We start from the raw sequence: 21,064 nt of genomic DNA, 5'->3' as shown, positions 1-21,064 counted from the left end.
TGCGTTAAATTTTTGGGCGATAGCTTAGGCTATCCCTCAAAAATTTGCCTTGTAACTGGATATTTTTATTGATTTTGACTTTGTGATAACAATCGAACTCAGGTAATTTGTAAATTCTCAAAGAGGTCTTAATATATATTGATTCATGCCTAAGCCAAATCATTGTAAACTAGGAGGGTGTTTGTCTTTGAAAGAAATCGTCCGTCCCTACGGGACTTTCACCAATCCTCGGTTATCAAACGTCAGTGGGTTGAAACCCTCCGTTATTACATCGTTAGTGCCGCTGGTACTCTAAAGATGGTAAGTCAGGTAATAGTGGAGTTCCCTATCAGCTCCATAGGAGCGGTCGATATATTAGTCATGGACAGAAATCCATGACTTAGATTCGAGACATTAATGGAAAGCAAATGTTGTAATTACAACTTATCCATTATTTAAAACAATTCAGAGTGCGATCCAACCCTTAAGAGTACAATTTCCTTCAGATCGTCATCTTGTTCCCAAATAATCAGTAAGTCAGGCATTGCGTGACATTCCCAACAACCCACATAATCCCCTATTAGCTTATGAGGATGTTTCTTTTGGGGGATTGATTCATGTCCGCTATCCGATAGCTCTATGACAGTCTGCTGAATTGCTTCCAAGTGCTTTTTCCGATGTACAAATTTTTTATAGTCCTTTTTGAATTTGCTTGATGGAAAAACTTTGTATGCGCTCATCTTGTCAGATCTTCAAATAGCTTGTTCATATCAGTATACCCTTTAAGATTAGCTCTTTCTTTTCGGGCTTCTTCAATGGCTTTTTGGGTTTCTTCATTAGGCTCCTTAAATCCCGAAGCTTTTGCCAGTAGTGTCTCGATCAGGTTGTTTACACTTCTGTTTTCTTCCTTTGCTAATTCCTCTAAATGCCTGTCTAGTGTTGTTTTGATTCTTACTGATCTTGATTTTCTTTCTGATTTTGTGTTCATAGTGATATCATATAGGTATTATTTGTACTACACGAATATAGGTTTTTCAGTTCATTTATTCATAGGATTTTTAATTTGACTGTTTTTATGCTGTTTAACTAAGATACCGAATTTCAGATATTCCATATTTATTTCTTTGACTTAATTTGGATTGGTTCATTTGATGAATTTCCCAGACTTTGATTATGCATAATATTTCTAGTGGGTGCCATTTATGGTGGGGGCTTAGTTTTTGATAGGTTTGGCTCTGAGTTATATCAGGTTTGCTTGGAAGAGGCTGATCCCCACAAAATATTGAAAAATATGAATTTTGTATTGCTCATTTAAGATAAGAATAGATCTTATTTCTTAATATCCTTTGGCAATATCCCAAAGGCTTTTTTGAAAGCAGAGGTAAAATGTGTAGCGTGGCTATAGCCAAGTTCTTCGGCGATTTCTACGATTTTTTGGTCGCTTTCCAAAAGCTTTTTCCTTGCCAATTCCATTTTGTGCTCTTGCAATAATGAGAAAGCAGTCATTCCAAAGGCCTCCTTGAATTTTCGTTTTAAATCAAACTCGTTTGTACCTACCATATTCGCAAGGTCTTTGAGACTTGGGGGATTGGTCATTCTTTGGATTAAGATGTCTTTTGCAAGATTCATTTTCTCAAAATCACTTTCACTTAAGGATTTGGCACGCTGCTCCGTCATTTTGTCAAATTCGTCCATCAAAAGGATGATGAACTCCAAAGTCTTCAACTCAACATAATGGCTGAGAAAACAACCGGAGTATCTTTTTGATGTAAAATCCTGTATCATCATCCTCAAAGTAGGGCTGATCTTTATATTTTTCTTAGAGAATACATTGGCTTTGCCCTCTTCAATCTTGCTGATGAAATCACTTACCCTGGAATACAGATCCGGAAAGTTTTTCTCCAAGAAACCTAAATGAATATTGAAAACCAGAACTTCAAATTCACCTGGTGAAACAGACTCAATCTTGACACCATCACATTTATAATAGATTAGGTTCGCACTGAGGGGATCAATCTGATAAATATGTTTCCCATTTTCTTTCAGTTCGTATTTCAATTTTCCCTTCAGACAAAAATTTACCTGGAGATAATCTGGTCTTGTTTTGACAAATACTGGTTTGCTGTCTACAGACTTGCTTTTGGCATAACAATAGTAGATTTTCTCTGACAAAAATTCTTGGCCAATCATCCATGTACTATCTATCTCTTTGAAAAGGATAGTGGTTGAAGCTTCGGAAGATGGTATAGGCCAGAACTTACTGGAGCTATGTCCAGCTGCATCCACTTCGTCCAATAGCCGATTGAAAACCAATAATTCTTTTTCTCCCTCTTTCGTCATTTTAATTCCCTTTAGGGTCATTAATCACGTGATGCTTCATTTACTTTTGCGTCACAAAATTAATTCTTTTTTAGACTTAATCTAAATTAATCGATGAAGAAATATTTACTAAAGATAAAAACCAGTTGTTTGACTACCCTTCCTTTACTGGTTATCTTATTGGTTTCAAGTGAAGTGTATGCCCAAAGGATACATGTGAATGGTCAAGTATTGGACAGCTATACAAGGGAATCACTCCCTGGTGCTACGATTCAAGTGAAAAATAGTCCCGCTACATCGGTCACCGATGGAGAAGGTAAGTTTAGGATGTATGCTGAAATTGGTGATGTTCTTTTGATAAAATATGTTGGTTTCAAATCCCAAGAGATTTTGGCTTCAGAAGATGAGCAAAATGTAATCGTCTATCTGAAGGAAAATTTGACTGAGTTGTCAGAAGTGGAGGTAACCGCCGCTTTGGGTTTCAGCAGGCCTGCCAAAGAGTTGGGAAGTTCTGCACAGATTGTTGACTCTGAAGAGTTGAATCAAGGCAAGGCGGTGAATCCTTTGTTTGGTTTATCGAGCAAGGTAGCCGGATTGAGGATCAACATGTATGACAGTAAGGTTGATCCAGCTGCACAGGTTGTACTGAGGGGAAACCGATCATTGCAAAGATCTTCAGGAATTGACGGAAGAAATCCAAATGAACCGATCTATGTGGTAGATGGTGTTCCCATCCCGGATATCAGCAGACTCAATCCAAATGACATCGAAAGCATTACTGTTCTCAAAGGTGCAAATGCTGCCGCACTCTACGGCTCTGAAGGTGTTAATGGAGCTTTGATGATCACTACCAAACGTGGTAGAAAAGGAGAAGGAATCGTTAGGGTAAGCAATACGACTACCTTCTCGAATGTGTATTTCCTTCCTGAAGCGCAGACTTTGTATGGACAAGGAAACAATGGCGTATATAGCCCAACAACTTATGAGTCTTGGGGACCTGCCTTTGATGGCACTTCCAGGCCATTCGGGAATGTACTGCCTGATGGTACCCAGCCAATGTTGACTTATGCAGCACCAAGCAGGGACAATAGACTTGACCTTTTTCAGACTGGTGTCAATGTACAGAATGATGTCTCTTTTTCCGGGGGAGATGATGTAAGTACTTATTTTCTTTCAGCGCAATACGTGACGCAAACTGGAATCATTCCTGACGATAAAAACAATAGAGTTAATTTAAGATTTAACGGGTCTAGGGATTTTGGGAAATTGAAAACTTCCTATAATATCAATTTCATCAACAACAAAAAGGATATTACACCAGATGGTCCATGGATCAGTTCTTACAGGATGCCTGCCAATTTTGATTATGATATGATCAAAAACTGGGAGGATCTCAATTCCCCGGGGAATCCCAACAACTACTTTATTCCAAATGGTAGCTGGTTGAGAAACCCATATTTTTTGATTGATAATATGAGAAATCAAAGCAATCAACAGATTCTCAATGGTAAGATCGAGTTGAATTATACCGTGGCACCTTGGATGGAGGTATTGTATCGTGTAGGGATGTATTCTTCTACAGATGAAAATCGGGATTTTACAAATAAATACGAAGCAGAAGGTACCAGAAACACCCCAGGCTCAGTCAATGATCAAAGTTTGTTTTACAGAAGATTGAACAGCGATTTGATCGTGAGCTTGAAAAAGGATTTTGGAGATTTCAGCAATAGACTGCTTTTGGGACAAAACATCCGTACAGATTACAGAAAAACCCAGAATGTATCAGCCAGTAACTTGCTCTATACTGATATCATCAACCAAAGCAGTAGACAAGGTGAATTGGCAGGTGGGTCAGGGATTACGGAGCAGCGCTCACTTGCTGTTTATGGAGAATATGTCGCAGGTTACAAGGACTTGTTGTTTGTGACTTTCACGGGAAGAAATGATTGGATTTCCACTTTGAGCAAAGAGAACAGATCATATTTTTATCCGGGTGTGAGTGCTTCCTTGGTAGCATCTGAAGCGATACCAGCCCTAAGACAGATGAGGAAATTATCATTTGCCAAAGTATATACCTCTTGGAACAAAACCGGAAACGTAACACTTTCGCCATACCAGTTGAACAATGCTTACAGCCAAAGCAATGGTTTTCCTTTTGGGAACTCGATAGGGTTTTTGCCAGGTTTGACAAACCCAAACTCCAACATCATGCCTGAGTTTGTGACTTCTTTTGAGGCAGGATTCCAACTGGGGATGTTCAATCACAGATTGTATTTGGATGGTGCGTATGTGTACTCAGATGCTGATGGGCAAATATCAAATGCCAATATTTCAAGGGCAACTGGATACAATGCCATGCTGGTAAATTCCGGGAGAATGACCAACAACATCGTTGAATTGAGTCTCAGCGGTGATGTAGTTAGGACGATGGATTGGAATTGGAATTTGGGATTCAATTTCACCTATACCAACAATGTGGTTCGTGAGCTTTATGGAGGTGCCGAATTCCGTCAAAACTTCAGACAGTCATATGCCTTTGTTGGAGATCAGTTCCCAATGCTTTGGGTAAGTGATTATCAGAGAACCCCTGACGGAAGGGTCGTGGTAGATTCCGAAACAGGTGATCCCTTGGTGGCACCGGACAATGTGAAGCTAGGGCCAATGGTTCCTCCCTATATGATGGGGATCACTTCCAAAATCGACTACAAAGGCTTCTCTTTGCTTGCACAGTTTGATTGGAGAATGGGTGGATGGTTCTACTCTGAGACTATTCCACCGATGTATGAATTTGGTACGCACCCTATTACAGCTGCATATGGCAGAGAGGCTTTTGTTTGGCCAAATTCAGTCATCGAAACTTCACCGGGAGTATATGAGGATAATACAAGCCTGGTGACTTCAGGTGGAGGAAAAGAGTTTTGGACTAGGCAAGGAGCTGTTCAAAGCAATACTGCAGCGAAAGCAGATTTCTTCAAACTTCGTGAGCTAAGCTTAAGCTATACAGTTCCGGAGACACTTTTACAGGGACAGAAATTTGTACGTACAGCATCTGTAGGGGTAGTAGCGACAAACCTATTCATCATTACCCATGCAAGCAACAAAATCGGAGATCCTGAATATTTATACAACAATACAGATGGATACTATAGTTTCAGACAAGTTCCTCCTATGAGAACAATTGGTTTTACAGTAAATGCTTCTTTCTAACATAAGACCAATCTAATCGAAAAATATCATGAAAAAACACATATTCAATATCGTACTGGCTTTTTCACTGTTTGGCCTATTCTCATGTGATGAATTTCTGGATGTCAATAGCAATCCCAACAGCCCGATTGGGGATAACCTACCGCTTAGTGCAAAGCTTCCAGGAGCATTGGTGTCTCTTGCCAACCAAGAGACGCTTCAATTGAATCAGATTGGGGCATTTTGGGGAGGATATTGGGGAACCAACAACGAGGGAATCAACCAGTTTTTTGACCTGAAAACCTATAATGGCCAGAATATAAGAAGTCAAAGAGAAGGTATTCCTGTTTGGGAAAATGGCTTCAACAATATCTTGTACTTTAGATTGATCCAGGAAGAGGCAGAGTCAAGCGGGCAACTATTCTATGCCGGGACATCCAAGATCATGCAGGGAATGATGTTCCTGAGATTGGTGGATATGTACAATAATATTCCTTTTGATGATGCGGCTAAGGGTAGTGATATGATCAACCCCAAGTATGAGCCTGGCAATATTGTTTATCAAAAATCTATTGACTTGATTTCTTCTGGAATTGAAGATGTCAAAGTGTCGGGGATCATTCCCCAAAACCATGGAGACGTATTGTTTCAGGGAGATAAGACACTATGGGTGAAATTTGGAAATACGCTTAAACTTAGAGCGCTTATCAGACAGAGTGAGAAAGCTGATGCAGGGTATATCAATTCAGAAATCCAGAAAATAAATGCTGAAGGGAGTGGTTATTTGGGTGCTGGGGAAATAGCTGCAGTGAATCCTGGTTATCTCAATTCAAATGGTAAGATGAACCCTTTTTGGGCGTCATATTACAGGGATGTTCAGGGAAATGCAACTGCAAACTACCAAAATATCCGTCCTACTATTTATCTAATCCAACAATTACAGGATAAGAATGACCCTAGATTGGATAGATTGTACGTGTCAATTGATGGAGCATACAATGGTGTCATCTTTGGGAATTCAGAGGCAGGCAATCCCGCATACGAAAGGAACACTACTTCGGCTTTTAGAGGACCAAATGAGAATTCCAATCAAGCCACCGGTATATTTCACGCTTTGAATCAATCCAGTGTGATATTGGGTGATTTTGAGAGTTTGTTCCTCCAGGCAGAAGCTGCGCAAAGGGGATGGATTTCCCAGAGTGTAGAAGATTTGTATAACCAGGCAATCACACAGTCATTTTCCTATCTTAAAGTCCCAACTACTTCATTGAGTGGATATCTTGGACAAGAGAGTGTCGATATTTCTGCCGCATCAAGCCCATTGCAGAGGATTATTGAGCAAAAGTGGTTGGCGCTGAATAGCATTAGTAGTTTGGAAGCTTGGAATGATTATAGAAGGTTGGGGATGCCTGATTTTCCCCGTACAGCTGCCAATGGTGTGACTGGAAGACCTTTGAGACTGATGTATCCTGAAACAGAGAGAGGCACAAACAATGCAGAGGTTGTAGCCCAGGGCAATGATGAAATGCTGACGGCAAAAGTATGGTGGATGCCTTGAGTTGTCAACAGTCAACTGACCACGGTCAACATAGGGGAGTTGATTGGGTTATCGGTTGATTAGGTTTTCGGTCAGCAGGTTTTCGAGTTCAATATGATCAAATAATTAAAATACATAAATAGATTCTGAAATGGCAAGTGCAAATCAAAAAAAGGGACTTTGGCAGAAAACCAGGAAATTCTTCAATGATATTCATCTTTGGGTAGGGTTGATCAGTGGGTTGGTGATATTGGTGGTGTGCTTGACGGGGACTATTTATGTCTACAATTCCGAAATACGGGAAATGGGACAACCCCATCTATATAAGTTTGAAGTCCCAAAGGATGGAGAAAAATTAAGTCCTGATCAAGTTGTTGACTTGGTCAGGACCAAAACAGATGCCCCTATTACTGGTATCAGTATTGAAAATGCTGCACATAGACCCTATCAGGTGAATACAAAGCCAGAAGGAGGCAATAGCAGGTTTGGCTTGACTTATTATGTGAATCCGTACAATGGAGAAATTTTGGGGAAAAGTGATGAGCCGAATAGTGTTGCCGAATTTATGGGATATATGTTTAGTTTGCACCGCTGGTTACTATTGGACAAGATTGAAGAACCTTTGATAGGAGAGTTGCCAAACAGGACACTTGGAAGCTATATTTCCGGTGCCTGTACAATTTTGTTTACTATCGGAGTCATTACGGGAATGGTTATATGGTTTCCCCAAAGAATCAAAAACTGGAGACAGGGGTTGAAGGTGAAATTTGGCAAAAGCTGGAAGCGAACCAATCATGATCTGCACAATACTTTGGCTTTTTATTCCATCATTATTTTGTTTTTGATGGGAGCCACTGGTCCATTTTGGTCATTCCCATGGTATAGGGAGGCTTTGCAAAAATCCTTGGGAACCTATCAAGAAAGGCCTGCCCAAGGAGCTGAGAGAGGGCCGGGAAGAGAAGGTCCTGGAAGAAGAGGTGGCGAGGAGGGAAATGCCGAAAAGGAAGCCCAGAAAATAGGGGTTGAACCTGTCCATTCTATCATGGACTATATCTCAGTTGCAGATTTTCACCTTCAGTATGAAGGTAATTACAGGGTTAATTTGCCTCAAAAACCAGGAGACCCGGTTAATATCCAAAAGGGTAGAACAGGTTTTTTTGCACCGGCAGCTGGGGATAGGATTGTATTGAATGCTGCCAGTTTGGATGTCATAGAAAAGGATATATTCAGGGAAAAACCAATCAATGAAAGAATATCAAGATCTATCAAGGCGCTTCATGTAGGGGATGTGTATGGACAATTTTCCAAGTTGCTGTATTTTATCGCTTGTCTGATCGCTACCAGTCTGCCAATCACAGGTACTTTGATCTGGATCAATAAGATGAAAAAGAAAAAGCCAAGCCCTAGGAGGAAAGTACAGCCTACTGATGCAAAAATTCATTCAGCGGCATTAAGTTGAGAGTCTTCTGGGAATGAATTTTTGAATATTTAGAGATAGACTATTTATGATAATTTTACAGGTCGCTCCTATGGAGCTTTTTTACACTTTTGTATTTGATTTTCTACAAACAGTTAGTCCCGATGGGACTACTGCTCCGTAGGAGCTTACTGTTTATAGCAAAATAAGTTAAAGAATCTATGAAGCTCCTTAGGAGCGTCCTGTATTTTCAATAAATTCAAATCTGAAAAATAGATTCATAAAATGAAAATTTCAAAAATGTATAAAATAGGCGCAAGGGTTCTGATCGGTTCTCCTCAAAATCCCTAGTGCCCTCCGTGTAAACTATGATGTTCTTTGTGGTCAAACTTCATGATAATCTAAAAAAGGGAAAAACCATGGCTTCACAATTCTTCTTCCTTTCTCAATGGAGAAGAGTTAAATAGTCCGAGTATGCGCTTTCTTATCAGTAGCCATTTAAAATAATGTATCCATATTGTTTCCAGGGCAAGTTGACTGTCAACCGTCGACAGTTGACAATTATCCGCATGATTACATATGCATAATTTAACTACTGGTGCCATTGCGGATAATCATATCAATAAGTTCCATTTTCCAAATACTTCTTGAACTCTTGGAAGTCATTTTTTAAAGCAGTCGTTTTCTTCTCTCCTTCCATAAATTTCGCGAGCCTGTCAGGAAGATCAAGTTTTAGCCCCAATGTTTCCTCTACCACATTTTTGAATTTTCCGGGATGTGCGGTTTCCAGAAAGATTCCGACGTACTCACCGGGAAATTGGTTTCTGAAATTTCTCAAACCAAGATAACCAACTGCACCATGGGGATCCATGATGTAATTGCTGTTTTGTTTTACATTTTTCATCCCATTTATCGTGTCTTGATCATCAAAGTAGAAGCCTTTCACTTTTTTTCTAAACAGCTTTTCGTCATTTCCATACAGTGCCAGCAGCCTATAAAAATTGCTCGGATTTCCCACATCCATGCTATTGCTGATAGTTTGGAGTGATGATTTGGTGACAAATGGATTTCCGGCCAAATAATGTGGCACGACCCTGTTAACATTTGTAGAAGCTATAAACACATCAATTGGTAAGCCCATTCTTTCCGCCAAGATTCCTGCTCCGAGATTCCCGAAATTCCCACTTGGGACTGAGATTGCCAATTTTTTGTCGGTTTTTGGAAGTCTGGAATAAGCGTAGAAATAATACAGACACTGGGGAATCCATCTTGCAATATTGATGGAGTTGGCAGAAGTCAAAAGCATTTTTTCATTGAGGTAAGTGTCCAAAAATGCCTCTTTGACCATTTTCTGACAATCATCAAAAACCCCATCCACTTCCAAGACCGAAATGTTCTCTCCCAAGGTGCTGAATTGTGCCTCTTGCAGCTCACTGACTTTTCCTTTTGGATAGAGGATGATGACTTCCACCCCTGGGACTTTGTAAAAGCCATTGGCAACGGCGCTGCCTGTATCTCCCGAAGTGGCTACCAGTACACGGACTTTCCTGTCTTCCCCTTCCATCAGGATTGACATCAGTTTGGAACAAAACCTTGCACCGAAATCTTTAAATGCCAAAGTTGGGCCGTGGAATAATTCCAAAGTATACACTCCCTCTTCTATTTTTACCAATGGTGCGTCAAAGGTCAAAGTATGGTCAACGAGTTCTTTGATCTGAGTTGGTGATAAATCTTCCCCAAACAATGCCGTGATGACTTCATAGCCAATTTCCTGAAAATTAAGACCTGGTAATCTGTCAAAAAAATCTTGGGGTAATGTTGGGATTTTTTCGGGCATATAAAGCCCTTGATCAGGAGCAAGCCCTTTGATCACGGCCTCCTTGAGACTTACTTGGTGTTCAGGATTGTTGGTACTATAAAAATTCATAATGTTAAATAGTTAAATAGGTTTTAGATCACGTAAGCGCCTCTGTCATTGACTTCGGAAATGTAGATGTCTACGTCCAGCCCGATTTTTTTGAAAACCTCCACACCAGTGGCTCCCACTTCCGTTGCAATGGATTTGGAGGGTGAAAGGACAAAAATCGTTGGTCCCGATCCAGATATTCCTGAGCCAAGGGCGCCAATGGACTTGATGGAGTCTCTTAATTCATAAAATCCAGGTATCAACAAAGCCCTCGTAGGTTCTGCAATGACATCCTTGAGAGATCTGCTGATCAGTTTGAAATCTTCCTGAAAGAGTCCGGCGATCAATCCTGCAATATTTCCGGATTGTATGGTGGAGTCTTTTAGGGAAATCTGTTTTCTCAACACAGACCGGGAGTCTGAAGTGTTGAGTTCCAAGTGTGGGTGTAAAAGCGTGCAGTAGAGTCCGTTTGGTACGGGTAGCTTGATGACGTCCAAGGGATGGTAGTCCCTGATCAAAACAAAGCCTCCAAGTAGGGAAGGAGCCACGTTGTCGGCATGAGCAGCTCCACAGGCGATTCTCTCTGCTTCTACGGCAAAGGCAACAAGCTGTTTTTTGTCAAAGGGATACCCCAACAATGCATTGGCAGCAACCAAGGCAGCGGCCGCACTTGCTGCTGAGGAGCCCATCCCTGAGCCTAAGGGAAGTCCTTTGAACAGGGATATCTCCATGCCTTTCTTATAATCAAGCTGGTCTAGCATGGCTTGTATGGCTACGGTACAGGTGTTCTTGTCTGCTTCGTAGGGGAGCCTCCCCCCATCGCCTTCGATCTTGACAACAATGAGTCCGGGAGTTTCACTCAGGGTTACTTCTACCTGATCTCCCAGTTCGTCGATCGCAAAGCCCAATATGTCGAAGCCACAAGAAACGTTGGCAACTGTAGCAGGCGCAAATGCTCTTATTGATTTTTTCATGACCTTGTATAGTTTCCGAGTCGAATTACATCTGCAAAGACCCCAGCAGCAGTGACATCAGCACCTGCCCCGGGACCTCTGATGATCATAGGGAAATCATGATACCTTTCAGTTGTAAAAAGGATCATGTTGTCACTCCCTTTCAAAGTGCTGAATGGATGTGAATTGTCCAGTGATTTAAGCCCTACTTTTGCCTTGCCATTTTCAAGGGTTGCCATAAAGCGTAACTTTTCACCTCTCTCCGCTGCTTCAGCAAGCAGGTTTGCAAATTCGCCATCATGTCCCATGAGTTTATGGAAAAATTCATCGACAGAGCCAGCTTCAACACAATCCTCCGGCACCATGCTTTGGATGCTGATGTCTTCAAAATGTAAGTCTTGTTCTGCTTCCCTACCCAAGATCAAGATTTTCCTTGCGACATCCATACCGCTCAAATCATCTCTCGGATCGGGTTCTGTATATCCTTTTTCTTTTGCAAGTTTTACCACCTCACTGAATGGAGCTCCTTTTTCCAATTCACTGAAAATGTAATTCATGGAACCACTCAGTACAGCTTCTATTTTGATCACTTTGTCTCCACTCAACATCAAGTCCTGTAGTGTGTTGATCACAGGGAGTCCAGCGGCTACATTTGTTTCATAGAGAAACTTCACGCTTCTTTTTCCAGCCAACTTTTTGAGGTTCTTGTATTTTTCCAATGAGCTGGAGTTGGCTTTTTTGTTGGGGGTTACGATGGCCACTTTGGCTTCCAATATCCTTTCGTAAAAGTCAGCTACATCTTGGCTCGCAGTACAGTCTACAAACACTGAATTGGAGAAGTTCATAGATTCCATTTGTGAGATGAACTTGTCCAAGTCCATTTCTTTGGCTCCTTCGGCAGCCTCAGGTAGGGGGCAGTTTTTCAAATCAAAGCCATCTTCGTTGAAAGCCATATACCTTGAATTGGCAATGCCATGGATCTGAATGTCAAGCAGGTTTTCTTTTTGGAGTTTCTGCTGTTGGTTGGCAATCATCTTGATCAATGCCTGGCCAATCAAACCCACTCCAACCAAGAATACATGGAGTACTTTGTTGTCCGAGAGGAAAAATGCTTCATGAAGCGCATTGAGGGCTTTTTGTAAGTCGGATTTCGATACCACTGCCGAGATGTTCAACTCAGAACTTCCCTGCGCGATGGCATAGACATTCACATTGTTTCTACCCAATGCCTGAAACATCCTACCACTTGCACCAGGGTTCTGTTTCATGTTTTCGCCTACCACAGCGACGATGGCAAGATCGGATATCACATGTACCACATCGATTTCACCATTTCTGATTTCATGGAAAAACTCCTTCTCAATCGCTTCTTTGGCCAAAGTGACCTCAAAGGATTTGATGGCCAAGCAAGTGATTTGCTCAGATGAAGCCTGTGATATCAAGATGACATTGATATTCACACTGGAAAGTGCACTGAATATTCTTCTGTTGACATCGATCACATCCAAAATCCCTGCACCCTGGATATTGAGAAGGGAAATGTCCGACATGGAAGAGATTCCCTTGATCAACTTGCCAGATGGGGCATCACCATTGATCAAAGTACCCGGATTCGAAGGTTCAAATGTGTTCTTTATATAAATCGGGATACCTTTTTTCATGGCTGGCATCATGGTAGAAGGGAAAATCACCTTTGCACCAAAATGCGATAATTCCATCGCCTCGCTGTAGCTCAATTGGGGGATTGTAAATGCAGTATATACCAACCTTGGGTCAGAAGTCATGACACCTGATACATCAGTCCAAATCTCCAGGCTTTCGGCATGCAGGGCAGATGCAAAAATAGAAGCAGTGTAATCAGAGCCACTCCTACCAAGGGTAGTGGTTTCGCCTTTTGAAGTGGATCCAATAAATCCCGTGATGATTTGGATGGTACTGTTGTTGTGGAAGTAGTCTAGGATTAGATCATTGGTCGCTGGGAAATCTACCTTGGCATTTCCAAACCTATCGTTGGTACGGACCACTTCGCGGGCGTCTAGGTATTTGGAGTTGAAACCTTCCACTTTCAATGCCTCTGCCAATACAAAAGCGGAAAGCCTCTCACCGAAACTTGCAACATAATCCAAAGTACGGGGAGAACATTCTTTGATCAGGAATATCCCATGAAAGAGATCTTCCAATTCGTTGAACCTTACTTTCACATAAGTAAGGACGGGGGATTGTAAGTTGATAGGGAAAAGCTGACGCACCAATTCAATATGTCTATCTTCAAGGATTTTGATATCTTGAACATAGGATTTGTCTCCGTTTTTTGCTGCTGCGGCACTGTTGAGCAAAACCTCCGTAACCCCACCAAATGCTGAGAAAACGACTGCAATATCCCCTTCGCTTTGACTCTTCTGAATGATCTCGAATACCTTCTTGATGTTAGCCTGATTGGCGACTGACGATCCTCCGAATTTTAATATTTTCATAAAAATTGATTGCTTTGTGATGAATAGAATACTATGATGCTATGATCCAATGGTATGGACCTTGATGTAAAGGGCTATATGTATAAGGAATCACGGGATCAACCCGTAATGGTAGTAGTCGTAAAAGTCAATGTGCTCATGCCAAAAAAACAGCCACCCTCAGTATATGCTACCGGGATTGTTGTTTTGAAAATATTTTTAGCTGGTAAATACATGAGTTGTTGTTTGATGTCACAATTCTAGTTACATTTTTCCAAAAACCAAAAATAAATTTGCTGTTTTTTTAACCAAACATGTATTCTGTTAAGAAAATATTAATATTTCATTGGTTTTATTACGTAAGTACAACGTTGTATTCAAACTTTAATTTGGAGTTTTTTATAAATTATTCATGATTATTCTATAATCGGCTGTTGGCTAAGGCTTTTTCCTCAATTATGAAAGCGCGGTATTCATATTACACTTTATTATGTTTCCATTTAATCTAGATGGTTGCGTTCTTTGTTTATTTTTTGCTATTTTTAAGTCAACACCAAATTTTAAAGAAAATGAAAAAAGTTACGAACTTGTTATTGTTGGTTGTTTTTTTAAGCTTCAGCTCATGTGATTCAATCAGTAAAATGAATCCATTGAGCATGTTGACTGGAAACAATTGGGTGCTGTCCTCTATCTTGGGAGGGGGACTGGATGCAGGTAAATTTACTGCAGGTCTACCATTTCTGAATTTTATGGATGGGGGAAAATTATCCGGGTTTGCAGGATGCAACAATTTCTCCGGCAATTTCCAGTTGGATGGAACCTCCCTAAACTTGGATCCTGGGGCAATGACCAAAAAAGCGTGTGGAGATGGAAATGGGGAGAATCAATTCGTGTCATTATTGTCACAGGCTAAAAACTTTAAGGTGGCGAAGGATAAGCTGACCCTATTAGATGGTGCAAAAGAGTTGATGAGTTTTGTTCCACAATCAAAATAGAGGTGGAAGCAATCCTGAATCAATGTTCAGGATTTTTCGGGAAAAACCGGTATGATCATAGGTGATTATGTAAATAAAAAAGGGCTCTCAGAGCCCTTTTTTATTTACATCCTTCTTTTCTCCTTGTATCTATTACATAACAGATTTTCCATCCTTCCGATGTCTTGACCAACTGAAATGAATTTACTCCGCAATGGCTAAAACCTTCATTGATATAAAATTCATAAGGAGTCCATGCCGAAGCCATAGATCCGTCGATCCTAATTTGATATCCGAGGATACGCTCATCCAAAATGGTGTTGTCTGGGGTCGTCGCAATTCTGTTGATAAAGTCTTTGACAGTATTGCTTGTCACAGTCGCCCCGTTTTCACCAGAAATGGTCGTCTGCATGATTGCGGTTTCCAAAAATGCACCTTCAAGAAGCTCTTGGTTTTTTGTTTTCATGCCTTCGAAAAGAGATGCTATTGCTTGCTCCACCTCTTTTTCCTCAGTCTGTGCATTGGCTATGGTGGTCAATGAAACCAGCAAGCCTAGGATCAATAGACACTTTTTCATTTCTTTTTGATATCTCCTCCTGTATTGGTCTTGATGTCAACAAGTTTCGGGTCACCTGAGTATGTGATTTTGGCAGCAGTGGCTGCCGAACCTTTGATGGATTCAGTGACTTTAAATTCCGCTTTGGCAGCTGTATTCGCAAGGACTTCTGCATTGGTTACGGTTAGATTGTTGGCATCAACCGTGGCATTGGTGTAGATTTTCAGATCTAAATTTTCACCTGAGCCTTTAACGGCAATTTTAGAATTGGTGGCCGCTTCTATAAAGAGGTTCGTTGCTTCGACGGAGGCTTCTATGTAGGAGTTTGTACCAGAAAATAGGTAGACCTGGTTACCTGCGAGTCCATTTTTCACAAATACTTTGGCGCTTGTCTGTGCCTGTACCTCGTCTATGTCAATGTAAGTGATGGTTACTTTGACAGAGCTTGATCGGAAATTCCCCCTGCCGAGCTTTACCTCAAGGGCATCATCGGAAACATTTGTTTCCACCTTGTCTAGGTCTATTCCGGAAGCAACTATGGAAATCGAGTTTTTGTCTCCTTTTACCAGCTCTGCTTCTATGGCGTTGGCTACTTTGATACTTGAGAAATTTCTCAGCTCACGGGTCTCTGTATTGGTTTGCGCATAGCAAGCTAAGGTAGAGATCGAGAAAAGAACGGCTAATAATACTTTTAAATTTTTCATGATTTTAGGTTTTTATACACCTCCATATAGTTTAAATGTCATGTTGCGCAAATCAGGGTTGTTCACTGCATAATGCATTGCTTCGGCGATTTCGGATGGGTGTACCCATTCGGCAAAGTCTGCATTTGGCATCGATTCCCTATTTGGTGGCGTATCTATAATACTGGGTACAAATACATGTGATCTTATTTTTGTCCCTTTGGATTCTTCTGCCACAAAATCTGCTAAATTGACTACCATGCCCTTGCTCAAAGCGTATGCCACAACGTCTTTTCCATCTTCAGGCTGAAGTGCAGGCCTGGCGCCTACGAATAAAAAAGTACCTTTGTTTGCCTTTTTCATCATAGGAAGGAAATTTTTCACAAAATTAAAGCTTGAGAAAAAATTGAGGTTGATCATTTTATTGATGTCTTCTGTGGTAGTCTCCACAATACTGCCTCCTGCATATCCACCTACCAGCAATATGATTGCTTCCACCTCTCCGTATTGCATGATGTACTCTTTCGAAAAATCTGAGGCAGATTTTTCATCTGTCACATCTACTTCATATACATCATCTGCTTCTTCGATTTCGTCCCCTGAGCCAGGAGCTACTGTTGCGATGATTTTATAGCCCTCTCGTTTAAACTTTTCAATAACTGCACTTCCAAGATTCCCGGCCCCACCGGTAATGATTATATTCCGATCCATATGTAGTTTATTATTGTGTTTGCATTACAGTCTAAAATTAAAGGTTAATTTTTCGAAAGCCTTATGAATTTATAAAAAACAGCTGTGCAAGTTTGATAAAATTTAAGTTTGATGCTGTTTTACTCAAATTTCTCGTTTCAGACTGCCTTCAAATATTGATTTGTGGATATCCCATAGGTAAATAGACCTAGTTGGCCATTCTTTGGTGCATCATAGCTGAGCTGTTTTGCTTCCCAAAATGTACATTTGGATGATAAATTGGAGATTGTTGTTGCATTTGCAATATTTAAGGTTGGTTGTGTGGCGGAATTGAACCTTTCTGTATCTTTTTTTGCTAGTTAAAGAATTATTAGAAATTTGGATTAATTTGCTGCCAATCCCCTTGATGTGGGAAAAGACTGGTATTTAAAGGATTCGGAAATTTTGTTTTTTATCGATGAAATCAAAAAGTGAAAATTATTTCGATTCGGTTTTTCAAGTTGTGAAACTGATACCGTTTGGTAGAGTTACCTCATATGGGGCAATCGCCAATTATCTTGGATTGAAAAGCGGGGCTCGGATGGTAGGCTATGCCATGAATGCCTCCCACAACCAAGAGGATGTGCCGGCACACAGGGTAGTGAACAGAAATGGTGTTTTGACAGGTAAGCATCATTTTGCATATCCGGAACAAATGCAGGAGTTACTTGAAAAAGAAGGGGTTTTAGTTGAAAAAGACCAAGTTGTAGATTTTGACAGATTTTTTTGGGATCCGACCAAAAACCTATTGTAGGTAAAAAACGCTATAATTACGAATTATAAAGATTAAATTATTTTTTTTTAAACATTTTTTTACGGTTTTTAATAATTGAGTATACTTTTTGCAAAAAGTACCATAAATAATAATTAAGTATGGAAACTGAATTAAAAAGCCACATCGCAGAGAACCTTAGAAAACACAGAGTTTTAAGAGGTTATACTCAGGAATATATCGCTGAGTATTTAGGGAAAAGAGATTATACGGCCTATTCGAGATACGAACAGGGAAGGTCTAATCTAAAAATGGAGGATGCAATCAAACTTGCCAATCTATATGAAGTAGATGTCCAAGAGTTGATCTCTGTAACTCCATCCGTATCTTCTTTTTCAGATAGCCCAAGAAAGGGGAATGGATCTGTTTCTATATTGGTAGATTTGGATGGCTCAAACAATACTTTGGAAAGTCATATCAGCAAGTTGAAAAGAATCAATGACTTGTTGGCGAAACACGAGATTTGATTACTTTTTCCTGATCAAATATAAACCTATAAACATAAGCATTCCGTTGAGAATCAAGGCTTCAAAACCGAATTTGTACCCCCAAAGTATGGCTTCGGAATTTTGGCTGACTATGAATGTTAAGATTGGTGCGGAAACCGCTATAAATGGTACAAATTTGTCCTTTACTTGGTGTTTGGTGAATAGACCGAAAGCATACAAACCAAGTAAAGGGCCATATGTATAACCTGCTATGATAAATACTGCATTGATTATACTTTGGTCATTGATCCATCTAAACATGATGATGACCAAAAACATCAGGGCAGTGAATCCCAAGTGAACTTTCTTTCGGAGACTTGTTTGTTGGGCTCTGGGATATTTTTTCTCGATTTCCAAAAAATCATAGCAAAATGAGGTTGTAAGAGCTGTTAGAGTAGAGTCGGCGCTGGAATAAGCTGCGGCGGTAATACCCAATACAAATATGATTCCTGCAAACACAGTGAATTCTGTAGTTGCCAACAAGGGGTACAGGTCATCAGTCCTGGTCGGGATGCTAATCCCATGTGTTTCTGCATACAAATAGAGCAAAACCCCAAGGGAAAGGAACAGTAAGTTTACAATGACCAATATTATGGTAAACCAAAACATGTTCTTTTGCGCCTCACCAATATTCTTGCAAGTGAGATTCTTCTGCATCATATCCTGATCCAGTCCTGTCATGACGATTGTGATAAATGCACCTGATATGAATTGCTTGAAAAAATTTTGGCCGGATTGCCAATTCCAGTTGAAAATCTGAGACCTCGAATCTGCCGAAATCTGACCGATATAATCTGAAATTGTGAGTATTCCCAAGTCTTTTCCAATAAGATAGATACTCACCAATACTGCGGAGAGCATAAAAAACGTTTGAAGAGTATCTGTCCAGACGACTGTTTTGATTCCCCCTTTGTGGGTGTAAAGCCAAATAAGGGATACTGTGATCAAAACAGAAACCCAAAATGGAACGCCCCAACGGTCAAACAGGATCAATTGGAGCACTCCCGCTACCAAAAATACCCTAATGGATGAGCCTAGGGTTCTTGAGAGTATAAAGAAAAAGGCGCCCGACTTGTAGGACCAAAATCCAAACCGATCTTGTAGATAGGCATAGATGGAAACGAGGTTGAGTTTGTAATAGAGGGGTAAAAGTACCTTCGCTATGACAAAATAACCGAGGGTATATCCCATTACAACCTGAAAATAATAGAAGTTGCCATTGCCGACTTCACCCGGTACGGAAATGAAAGTCACGCCTGACAGAGATGCTCCAATCATTCCAAATGCAACCAAAAACCAAGGGGATTGTCTATCCCCTGTAAAAAATGTGTCTTTGGAGATGTTTCTGGAAGTCAACCATGATATCAAAAATAAGAGGCCAAAGTATGATGTTATGACGATAAGAACTAAATTTGAATCCATAGAGAATTTGGTATTTGGCATGCTAAATTGTCTATAATAATTAAATTTGCAAAATGAATCAACAAACACACGCGTATCCGGAGTTAGACGAGGTCGAAATTCTACTTGAGGATTTGATAGATATTGAGGAGAGTGACCTTGTTGTTTTCAATGATGACTTCAATACATTCGAGCATGTAACCAAGATATTGGTAAAAGTATGTAAGCATACTGCCGAGCAGGCGGAGCAATGTACATTGATCATCCACTATAAAGGGAAATGTGCTGTCAAAAAAGGAAGTAGGGAAAAATTAAAACCTATGTGCCAAGCCATTCTTGATGCAGGTATCCAAGCAGCCATTCTTTAAATCCCAGATCAGTGAATTTTCCCTCAAAATTAATAGAAGATGCTGTCAATGAGATCAGCAGGTTACCCGGGATTGGGAAAAAAACAGCATTGAGACTAGCCTTGCATTTGCTAAAGCAAAAAGAATCAGTGACAGAATCCTTGTCGAGTTCCATTTTGAAGTTGCGGTCAGAGATCAAATATTGCGAGATATGCCACAACATCTCTGATGCGGCCGAATGCAGTATCTGTACCAGCCAAAGGAGGGATCGAAAGGTAATCTGTTTGGTGGAAGAGATTCCCGATGTGCTGGCCATAGAAAATACTTCCCAGTACAATGGGCTGTACCATGTATTAGGCGGGGTCATTTCGCCAATCCAAGGGATAGGTCCTGATGAGTTGAAGATCGAATCCCTACTGAAGAGAATTGAAAACCCAAAGTATGGTGAAAAAGTAGAAGAAGTGATATTGGCTCTTCCGGCTACCATGGAGGGAGACACAACTGCCTTCTATATCACACGGAAACTCAAAGAGCAAGGTGTCAAAGTAAGTACCATCGCCAGAGGCATTCCCGTTGGAGGGGAATTGGAATATACAGATGAAGTGACTTTGGGAAGAAGTATCTTGACCAGGGTAAATTATTCAGCTGAATAAACATTTCCTTTGGTGAATAGAAAAGGCTTTCTATATTTGCACTCCGATTGGAGTAAAAACAAAAGGGGGATTAGCTCAGTTGGCTAGAGCGCTACACTGGCAGTGTAGAGGCCACCGGTTCGAATCCGGTATTCTCCACTAAGCCTGCCTTATCGGCAGGCTTTTTTTATTTGAGCAAAGATGTATTTTTTATATATTTTATATTTCCCCAAGACGGATCGATACTATATAGGTTCCACAGATGATCTTTCAAGTAGGCTGAGGCACCACAATTTAGGTTTGACGCCATCGACGAAGGCGGGTTTCCCCGAGTGGGCTATGGTGTTGCATGAGGTTTTGGCTGACAGGACGGCCGCTTTGAAAAGGGAGCGAGAAATCAAGAAAAAGAAAAGCAGAAAGTACATCGAGTGGCTTATTGAGTCCCAAGGCTCAGTTGGCCAGATCGCCCCGGATGCTTTCGGGACTCCACAATTCAAAAACCGAACTTGCTTATTTTTTTATAAGTAAATTTTTCATTTAATAAGGATCGTATATGTGGTTCTTTGCCAGTAGTCCTAATTAAACTTACGGGATCAAACTGACTGAATTCATGTAGATTCAGTCAGTCAGTTGACTGAATTAATGTAAATTCAGTCAGTTAGTTGACTGAATTAACGTAAATTCAGTCAATAAGTTTGCTAAGTTTCCAAAATTGGATTTACTTTGTGTTGA

The 21,064-nt window shown here is 40.5% G+C and carries 19 protein-coding genes and 1 tRNA gene; 10 read left to right on the top strand and 10 right to left on the bottom strand.

The genetic code is table 11. From position 1 onward, the window contains the following. Window positions 1-434 precede the first annotated feature (434 nt). The 3 genes from ACFSKL_RS13595 to ACFSKL_RS13585 form a co-directional block, all read right to left on the bottom strand. Window positions 435-719, bottom strand: coding sequence for a type II toxin-antitoxin system YafQ family toxin (locus ACFSKL_RS13595; protein WP_376886790.1), 285 nt, complete (start codon window positions 717-719; stop codon window positions 435-437). After that, window positions 716-967, bottom strand: a complete 252-nt coding sequence (locus ACFSKL_RS13590) for a hypothetical protein (protein WP_376886788.1) — start codon at window positions 965-967, stop codon at window positions 716-718. The genes ACFSKL_RS13595 and ACFSKL_RS13590 overlap by 4 nt, the downstream gene beginning before the upstream one ends. Window positions 968-1,308: 341 nt before the next feature. Further along, complete coding sequence (locus ACFSKL_RS13585) at window positions 1,309-2,319, bottom strand: helix-turn-helix transcriptional regulator (RefSeq protein WP_376886787.1); 1,011 nt, start codon at window positions 2,317-2,319, stop codon at window positions 1,309-1,311. A 93-nt stretch (window positions 2,320-2,412) separates the two neighbouring features. On the opposite strand from ACFSKL_RS13585, the gene ACFSKL_RS13580 reads away from it, so the two are divergent. From ACFSKL_RS13580 to ACFSKL_RS13570, 3 genes are all read left to right on the top strand, one after another. Beyond that, window positions 2,413-5,505 (top strand): SusC/RagA family TonB-linked outer membrane protein, encoded by a 3,093-nt coding sequence (locus ACFSKL_RS13580; RefSeq protein WP_376886785.1) that lies wholly within the window; start codon window positions 2,413-2,415, stop codon window positions 5,503-5,505. Between the two features lie 28 nt (window positions 5,506-5,533). Next, on the top strand, window positions 5,534-7,042 hold the full coding sequence (locus ACFSKL_RS13575) for a SusD/RagB family nutrient-binding outer membrane lipoprotein (RefSeq protein ID WP_376886784.1): 1,509 nt from the start codon (window positions 5,534-5,536) through the stop codon (window positions 7,040-7,042). Between the two features lie 130 nt (window positions 7,043-7,172). Then, window positions 7,173-8,480, top strand: coding sequence for a PepSY-associated TM helix domain-containing protein (locus ACFSKL_RS13570; protein WP_376886783.1), 1,308 nt, complete (start codon window positions 7,173-7,175; stop codon window positions 8,478-8,480). A 577-nt stretch (window positions 8,481-9,057) separates the two neighbouring features. Here ACFSKL_RS13570 and thrC read toward each other — a convergent pair. From thrC to thrA, 3 genes are read right to left on the bottom strand one after another with little or no spacing between them, the layout of a single operon-like run. After that, window positions 9,058-10,365 carry a threonine synthase gene (thrC, locus tag ACFSKL_RS13565; RefSeq protein WP_376886782.1) on the bottom strand — a complete coding sequence of 436 codons (1,308 nt, stop codon included), beginning with the start codon at window positions 10,363-10,365 and terminating at the stop codon, window positions 9,058-9,060. 23 nt (window positions 10,366-10,388) lie between these two features. Then, complete coding sequence (locus ACFSKL_RS13560) at window positions 10,389-11,318, bottom strand: homoserine kinase (RefSeq protein WP_376886781.1); 930 nt, start codon at window positions 11,316-11,318, stop codon at window positions 10,389-10,391. Next, entirely contained in the window at window positions 11,315-13,771 is a 2,457-nt protein-coding gene (gene thrA, locus ACFSKL_RS13555) for a bifunctional aspartate kinase/homoserine dehydrogenase I (protein ID WP_376886780.1), read from the bottom strand. The genes ACFSKL_RS13560 and thrA overlap by 4 nt, the downstream gene beginning before the upstream one ends. A gap of 548 nt (window positions 13,772-14,319) precedes the next feature. Here thrA and ACFSKL_RS13550 point away from each other — a divergent pair. After that, window positions 14,320-14,745 (top strand): META domain-containing protein, encoded by a 426-nt coding sequence (locus ACFSKL_RS13550; protein WP_376886779.1) that lies wholly within the window; start codon window positions 14,320-14,322, stop codon window positions 14,743-14,745. 100 nt (window positions 14,746-14,845) lie between these two features. Here ACFSKL_RS13550 and ACFSKL_RS13545 read toward each other — a convergent pair whose 3' ends face one another. From ACFSKL_RS13545 to ACFSKL_RS13535, 3 genes are read right to left on the bottom strand one after another with little or no spacing between them, the layout of a single operon-like run. Next, the gene (locus tag ACFSKL_RS13545) at window positions 14,846-15,301 is read right to left on the bottom strand and encodes a nuclear transport factor 2 family protein (protein ID WP_376886777.1); all 456 of its coding nucleotides are present in this window, start codon (window positions 15,299-15,301) and stop codon (window positions 14,846-14,848) included. After that, entirely contained in the window at window positions 15,298-15,984 is a 687-nt protein-coding gene (locus ACFSKL_RS13540; RefSeq protein WP_376886776.1) for a head GIN domain-containing protein, read from the bottom strand. The genes ACFSKL_RS13545 and ACFSKL_RS13540 overlap by 4 nt, the downstream gene beginning before the upstream one ends. Before the next feature lie 12 nt (window positions 15,985-15,996). Next, window positions 15,997-16,674, bottom strand: a complete 678-nt coding sequence (locus ACFSKL_RS13535) for an SDR family NAD(P)-dependent oxidoreductase (protein WP_376886774.1) — start codon at window positions 16,672-16,674, stop codon at window positions 15,997-15,999. A gap of 436 nt (window positions 16,675-17,110) precedes the next feature. Between ACFSKL_RS13535 and ACFSKL_RS13530 the strand changes: the two genes are divergently transcribed. Both ACFSKL_RS13530 and ACFSKL_RS13525 read left to right on the top strand, forming a co-directional pair. After that, entirely contained in the window at window positions 17,111-17,446 is a 336-nt protein-coding gene (locus ACFSKL_RS13530) for an MGMT family protein (RefSeq protein ID WP_376886773.1), read from the top strand. A 119-nt stretch (window positions 17,447-17,565) separates the two neighbouring features. Next, the gene (locus ACFSKL_RS13525) at window positions 17,566-17,931 is read left to right on the top strand and encodes a helix-turn-helix domain-containing protein (protein WP_376886771.1); all 366 of its coding nucleotides are present in this window, start codon (window positions 17,566-17,568) and stop codon (window positions 17,929-17,931) included. Here ACFSKL_RS13525 and ACFSKL_RS13520 read toward each other — a convergent pair whose 3' ends face one another. Next, window positions 17,932-19,374, bottom strand: coding sequence for a sodium:solute symporter (locus ACFSKL_RS13520; protein ID WP_376886769.1), 1,443 nt, complete (start codon window positions 19,372-19,374; stop codon window positions 17,932-17,934). Between the two features lie 53 nt (window positions 19,375-19,427). On the opposite strand from ACFSKL_RS13520, the gene ACFSKL_RS13515 reads away from it, so the two are divergent. The 4 genes from ACFSKL_RS13515 to ACFSKL_RS13500 all read left to right on the top strand — a co-directional run bounded on the left by ACFSKL_RS13515 (window position 19,428) and on the right by ACFSKL_RS13500 (window position 20,860). Then, window positions 19,428-19,721, top strand: coding sequence for an ATP-dependent Clp protease adaptor ClpS (locus tag ACFSKL_RS13515; protein ID WP_376886767.1), 294 nt, complete (start codon window positions 19,428-19,430; stop codon window positions 19,719-19,721). 11 nt (window positions 19,722-19,732) lie between these two features. Beyond that, window positions 19,733-20,353, top strand: a complete 621-nt coding sequence (recR, locus tag ACFSKL_RS13510) for a recombination mediator RecR (RefSeq protein WP_376886765.1) — start codon at window positions 19,733-19,735, stop codon at window positions 20,351-20,353. A 64-nt stretch (window positions 20,354-20,417) separates the two neighbouring features. After that, window positions 20,418-20,491 (top strand) — tRNA-Ala (locus tag ACFSKL_RS13505). Window positions 20,492-20,533: 42 nt separating this feature from the next. Beyond that, window positions 20,534-20,860 (top strand): GIY-YIG nuclease family protein, encoded by a 327-nt coding sequence (locus ACFSKL_RS13500; RefSeq protein WP_376886762.1) that lies wholly within the window; start codon window positions 20,534-20,536, stop codon window positions 20,858-20,860. The last annotated feature ends 204 nt before the right edge of the window (window positions 20,861-21,064 follow it).

The sequence above is a fragment of the Belliella marina genome, from assembly GCF_042682445.1.
In the GTDB taxonomy this organism is placed as follows: domain Bacteria; phylum Bacteroidota; class Bacteroidia; order Cytophagales; family Cyclobacteriaceae; genus Belliella; species Belliella marina.
This window is presented reverse-complemented; position numbering and strand designations above follow the sequence as displayed.